This window comes from Mesorhizobium sp. M7A.F.Ca.CA.002.05.1.1, from assembly GCF_003998335.1.
Taxonomy (GTDB): Bacteria; Pseudomonadota; Alphaproteobacteria; order Rhizobiales; family Rhizobiaceae; genus Mesorhizobium.
The window spans coordinates 1-5615 of the sequence record NZ_RZQI01000364.1 but is presented as its reverse complement, the minus strand read 5'-3'; the positions used below and the strand labels follow the sequence as shown (position 1 = coordinate 5615).

Below are 5615 nucleotides of genomic sequence, written 5' to 3'. Positions count from 1 at the left end.
GATGCGGTCTGCCAGCGTCATCGCCTCGATCTGGTCGTGGGTGACGTAGAGCATAGTGGCGCCGAGCTCGGTCTGGATGCGCTTCAGCTCGAGCCTGAGATCGCCGCGCAGCTTGGCGTCGAGCGATGATAGCGGCTCGTCCATCAGATAGATCGAGGGCTTGCGCACCAGCGCGCGGCCGATGGCGACGCGCTGCATTTCGCCGCCCGAAAGTTTGGTCGAGCGGTTGGCGAGCTTGTGATGGATGCGCACCATCTTCGCCACCTCCTCGACCCGGCGGCGGATCTGGTCCTCCGGCATTTTCCGCGCCGGCGAGCGCAGCGGGAAGGCGAGGTTGTCGAATACCGACAGATGCGGATAGAGCGAATATTGCTGGAAGACGAAGGCCGTGTCGCGCTCAGCCGGCGACAGTGTCGTGGCATTGTGTCCGCCGATCTCGATCGTGCCGGAATCCGGCCGTTCCAGCCCGGCGATCAGCCGCAGCGTCGTTGTCTTGCCGGCCCCGGTCGGCCCGAGCAGCACGACGAATTCACCATCTGCTATGTGCAGGTCGAGGCCGTCGACGGCGACATGGTCGCCGAAACTCTTGGTCACGTTCTTGATGTGCACCTCAGCCATGCTGGGCCCTCCGCTCCGAGGCGACATCGTGGATCGCGGTTCTCACCGCGCGGCCCGATCCCTTCTCGAACAGCGACAGGCGCGCGCTGCTCAGCGTCAGGCCGACATGGTCGCCGGTGGAGAGCCGGATTTCGGCCGGCACGCGTGCCTTGATGATACCGTCCGCCGTTTCGACCGCGACGATCTGCGTGGTGCCGAGATATTCGGTGCCATAGATGGCGCCGCGCAGCTTGGAGGCGTCGTCGAAGCGTATGTGCTCCGGGCGGATGCCAAGGGCCATGTCGCTGGGTGCGATGTCCTCTCGTACCTCCGGCACCGCGACCTTCGCACCTTGCACGATGATCTCCCTGGCGCCTTTGGCCAGCCCGCCGCCAAAACCCAGAAAATTCATCGGCGGGGAGCCGATGAAGTCGGCGACGAACATGGTTGCCGGGCGGTCGTAGATTTCGCGTGGGCTTCCGAACTGTTCGATGACGCCATGGTTCATCACCGCGATCTTGTCGGCCATCGACATCGCTTCCATCTGGTCGTGCGTGACATAGACCGTCGTGGCACGGATGCGGTTGTGCAGTTCGCGCAGTTCATGGACCATCAAATCGCGGAATTCGGTGTCGAGCGTGCCGAGCGGCTCATCCATCAGGAAGCACTTCGGCCGCCGCACGATGGCGCGGCCGAGCGCGACCCGCTGGCGGTCACCACCGGCAAGTCCGGAGACGGATTTGTTGAGCAGATGATCGATGCGCAGCAGTTTTGCCGTTTCCTCGACACGGGTGCGGATCTCGGGCGATGGCATGCCTTGCGCCAGCAAGGGGAAGCCGATGTTCTTGCGCACATTCATGTGCGGATAGAGCGCGAACAGCTGGAAGACGAAAGCGATGTCGCGCTCGCGGGCCCGCAGCATGGTGACGTCGTCGCCGCCGAGCAGGATCTGGCCGCCGGTCGGCAATTCGAGCCCCGCGATCATGCGCAACGTCGTCGTCTTGCCGCAGCCCGACGGCCCGAGCATGACGAAGAACTCGCCATCCTCGACGACGAAGTTAGAATCCTGCACGGCGACGAAATCGCCGAAGGCCTTTCTCAGGTGCTGGACGCGGATTTCGGCCATGATTATTCCGGGAACTTGGAGACGATGATGAACATCACGGTGCCGGCGAGCATGGTGATGAAGGAGTAGGTGTAGAGCGACAGCGCGAAGGGCTGGAACAGCATCAGGAAGCCGATGGCGATCAGTGCCGTGGCGATGTTCTCCATCAGCCCGCGCCTGGCCCAGGCCGGCCAGCGCGATTTGCGTTTCTCAGGCTTGGTCATGCTCATTTACGCACCGCGCCGAAGGTGATGCCGCGCAGCAATTGCTTGCGGAGCAGAATGGTGAAGACCAGGATCGGCACCAGGAAGATCGTCGTGCCGGCCGCGACCGCCGGCCAGTCCTGGCCGCCTTCGCCGATGATGGTCGGGATGAAGGGCGGCGCGGTCTGCGCGGTGCCCGAGGTCAGGAGTGCCGCGAACGCGTACTCGTTCCAGGCGAAGATCAGGCAGAAGATCGCGGTCGCTGCAATGCCGGTCGTCGCTTGCGGCAGCACGGTGCGCCAGAAGGCCTGCAGCCGCGTATAGCCGTCGATCATCGCCGCCTCTTCGTACTCGCGCGGGATTTCGTCGATGAAGCCTTTCAGCAGCCACACCGCCAGCGACACGTTGACGGCCGTGTAGAGCAGGATCATGCCGAGCGCGGTGTCCGACAGGCCAAGCTCGCGGTACATCAGGTAGATCGGAATGGCGACGGCGATCGGCGGCATGAAGCGCGTCGACAGGATGAAGAACAAAAGGTCGTCGGCGAGCGGCACCTTGAAGCGCGAGAAGCCATAGGCCGACAGCGTGCCGAGGAACACGGCGCAGAAGGTCGAGCCGAAGGCGATGATCAGCGAATTGACGAAGCGCGGCAGGAAGTTGGACGGGCCGGCGATCACCATGTTGCGCTTGCGCGTGGTCTCGTCGCAGAAGCCTGTCGCCGGCCCCAGCGAGTTGATGTATTCCGGCGTCTGACGGGTCCGCGTCGTGAACAGATTGCAGTAGCCTTCGAGGCTGGGCTGGAACAGGATCTTGGGCGGATAGGCGATCGAATCCGGCGGCGTCTTGAAGCTGGTGGCGAAGATCCACAGCAGCGGCACGATCGAGATCAGTGCGTAAAGCACGATGATCGTGCCGGCGATCCGTTTCGAGTTGCTGCTCGGTGCGACGACCGAATGGGCTGTGGTCAGGCTCATCTCTGCTTCACCTTGTTCAGCGCCTTGACGTAGATGTTGGCGAGGCCGAACACCGCCACGAAAAGAATGATTGCGAAGGCCGAGGAATAGCCGGTGCGCCAGCTCTCGAAAGCCTGCCTTTTCAGCGTGATCGAGGCGACCTCGGTGGTCGAGCCCGGCCCGCCGCCGGTCAACAGATTGACCATGTCGAACATCTTGAAGTTCTCGATGCCGCGAAACAGCACAGCCAGCATGATGAAGGGCAGCGCCATCGGCAGCGTGATCGACCAGAATTGCCGCCAGTTGGAGGCGCGGTCGACCTCGGCCGCCTCGTAGATGTATTCGGGGATGGAGCGCAGGCCCGCGAGGCAGATCAGCATCACGTAGGGTGTCCACATCCAGGTGTCGACGATGATGATCGACCAGGGCGCCAGCGACACGTTGGAGAGCATCTGGATATCGGTCGGCGGGATCCTCGTGACGAAGGATATGGCGTAGGCGAACAGGCCGATCTGCGGCTCGTAGAGGAAGCGCCAGAAATTACCGACCACCGCCGGCGACAGCATCATGGGCACCAGGATCAGCGTCGTCCAGAAGGCGTGGCCGCGGAACTTCCTGTCGATCAGCCAGGCCAGGGTGAAGCCGATCAGCGTCTGCAACAGGATGGTCCAGAACACGAAATGCGCCGTCGTCTGCATGGCGATCCAGATATCCTTGTCGCCGAGGATGCGCTGGTAGTTGGCAAAGCCGAGGTTCTTCACCACCTCGTTCGGGCGGTTGGCGCGGTAGTTGGTGAACGACAGATAGATCGCCCAGAACAGCGGAAAGATGTTGATGGCCAGCAGCAACAGGATCGTCGGCGAGATGAACAGCCAGGCGAGGCCCTTGTCGCTGATGCCCCGGACCTTGCGGGCCAACGGCTCCGGAGTCGCCTGGGCAACGTTCTCCGCGGTCCGATTGAGCATGGTGAGTCCTGCTTCGGTCACTTGGTCGTCTCTGTCATGGAATTTATCTGAACTGCGTCCCGTGCCAAGGGCGGCACGGGACGCATGGGTCGAGCTCGGGAGGAGCCGGGTTACATCTTGCCCCAGTTACATCTTACCGTCGTCCTGGAAGACCTGCGTCCAGTCCTTGACCAGGCCGTCCAGCGCATCCTTGGCCGAACCTTGGCCGGCGACGACATAGTCGTGGAAACGCTTCTGCGAGGCCTGCAGCAGCGGGGCGTAGCTCGGCTCGGCCCAGAAGTCCTTCACGATGGCCATCGAGTCGAGGAAGGTCTGCGCGTAGGGCTGGCTGGCCGGGAAGCCCGGGTCCTTGACCACCGCGTTGAGGCAGGAATAACCGCCGAGCGACCACCATTTGGCCTGCACCTCCTTGTTGGCGAACCACTTGATGTATTTCAGCGCCGATTCCTGCTTGTCGGAATAGGACACCACTGAGATACCCTGGCCGCCGAGCTGGGCGAACTGCTCGCCGTCAGGCCCCTTCGGGTTGACGAAGTAGCCGATCTTGTCGCCGCCGACATTCTCGTCCTTCTGCAGGCCTGGCCATGTGAAGGCGAAGTTCATGTGCATCGCCACCTGGCCGGATTTGAAGGCGTCGACCCCTTCGCCCATATAGCTGTTCGAGGCACCCGGAGGCGTGCAGCAATCATAGAGCGCCTTGTAGAACTCCAGCCCCTTTACCGATTTGTCGGAGTTGACGAAGCCTTCCATTTCGTAGGGCTTTTTGGGGTTTTCGTACTGGAAGCCATAGCTGTAGAGCACGTCCATGGCGCCCATGGTGATGCCTTCCGAGCCGCGCTCGGTGTAGATCGAGGCGCCGTAGACGGTCTTGCCGTCGATCTCACGCTTCTGGAAGAACTCGGCGACCTGCTTCAACTGGTCGAAAGTGGTCGGCGGGCCGAGATCCCAACCGTACTTCTCCTTGAATTCCTTCTGCAGTTCCGGCTTGGAGAACCAGTCCTTGCGATAGGTCCAGCCGACGACGTCGCCCATGGCCGGCAGCGCCCAGTAGTTCGGCGTGTTCTTCGGCCATTCCGAATAGCCGACGACGGTTGCCGGCACGAAATCGTCCATGCTGATCTTCTCCTTGTCGAAGAAGTCGTTCAGCTTGACGTAGTGGCCGTTCTCGGCAGCGCCGCCGATCCACTGGCTGTCGCCGATGATCAGGTCGCACAATTTGCCGTGCGAGTTCAGCTCGTTGAGGAAACGGTCGGCATAGTTGGTCCATGGCACGAACTCGAATTTCATGCCGATGCCGGTTTCCTTGGTAAAATCCTTGGACAGTTCGACAAGCGCGTTGGCCGGGTCCCAGGCGGCCCAGCACAGCGTCAGGTCTTCAGCGTGCGCGACGTTCGAGACGGCTGTCGACGCTGTGATCGCCGAGGTCAGTCCCAACGCCAGTTTCAAGCTCGATTTCATGACTTCCTCCCATTTGCGAAACGCGCCCGGATGACGGTTTCAAAAAGCCCTCAACCCCTCTCCTCAGGGGCCCAAACATGGCTGCGCGGTTATGCTGCGGATGTTTAGTAATTTGTTTAGTGATGCAATTTTTACTAAACAAAGCAAGCGAATTCGTTGCTGCGCCGCAGCATGCTTATCGCGATGTCTGAAAACGTTGGAGAAGCGCGGCTCGCTGGTCGGCTTACCGAAGCTGTTCAGGCCGATTGTGACCAGGACGTGGGGTCGCCTCGGCTTCTCAACCGACCCTTCTGGTGCTCACCATCACCTTCCGGATCGGCGGTGCCGGCGGGCG

The 5615-nt window shown here is 61.8% G+C and carries 6 protein-coding genes; all 6 read right to left on the bottom strand.

The genetic code is table 11. The annotated features are described in order from the left end of the window. On the bottom strand, positions 1–618 hold a 618-nt coding region (locus EN939_RS18725), incomplete at its 3' end, for an ABC transporter ATP-binding protein (RefSeq protein WP_164751070.1). Continuing rightward, a complete protein-coding gene (locus EN939_RS18720; protein ID WP_127269192.1) occupies positions 611–1723 on the bottom strand; it encodes an ABC transporter ATP-binding protein in 1113 nt (370 codons plus the stop codon). The genes EN939_RS18720 and EN939_RS18725, both read right to left, overlap by 8 nt. Positions 1724–1725: 2 nt before the next feature. Beyond that, the gene (locus tag EN939_RS18715) at positions 1726–1932 is read right to left on the bottom strand and encodes a hypothetical protein (RefSeq protein ID WP_127269191.1); all 207 of its coding nucleotides are present in this window, start codon (positions 1930–1932) and stop codon (positions 1726–1728) included. Further along, a complete protein-coding gene (locus tag EN939_RS18710) occupies positions 1929–2879 on the bottom strand; it encodes a carbohydrate ABC transporter permease (RefSeq protein WP_013528079.1) in 951 nt (316 codons plus the stop codon). The genes EN939_RS18715 and EN939_RS18710 overlap by 4 nt, the downstream gene beginning before the upstream one ends. Next, complete coding sequence (locus EN939_RS18705) at positions 2876–3823, bottom strand: carbohydrate ABC transporter permease (RefSeq protein ID WP_127269190.1); 948 nt, start codon at positions 3821–3823, stop codon at positions 2876–2878. Before EN939_RS18705 ends, EN939_RS18710 begins: the two co-directional genes overlap by 4 nt. 126 nt (positions 3824–3949) lie before the next feature. After that, the gene (locus tag EN939_RS18700) at positions 3950–5281 is read right to left on the bottom strand and encodes an ABC transporter substrate-binding protein (protein WP_127269189.1); all 1332 of its coding nucleotides are present in this window, start codon (positions 5279–5281) and stop codon (positions 3950–3952) included. Positions 5282–5615: the final 334 nt, after the last annotated feature.

Coding starts and splice junctions, on each gene's coding strand:
- EN939_RS18720 (WP_127269192.1), bottom strand. CDS start 1,723: ATGGCCGAAATCCGCGTCCAGCACCTGAGAAAGGCCTTCGGCGATTTC.
- EN939_RS18715 (WP_127269191.1), bottom strand. CDS start 1,932: ATGAGCATGACCAAGCCTGAGAAACGCAAATCGCGCTGGCCGGCCTGG.
- EN939_RS18710 (WP_013528079.1), bottom strand. CDS start 2,879: ATGAGCCTGACCACAGCCCATTCGGTCGTCGCACCGAGCAGCAACTCG.
- EN939_RS18705 (WP_127269190.1), bottom strand. CDS start 3,823: ATGCTCAATCGGACCGCGGAGAACGTTGCCCAGGCGACTCCGGAGCCG.
- EN939_RS18700 (WP_127269189.1), bottom strand. CDS start 5,281: ATGAAATCGAGCTTGAAACTGGCGTTGGGACTGACCTCGGCGATCACA.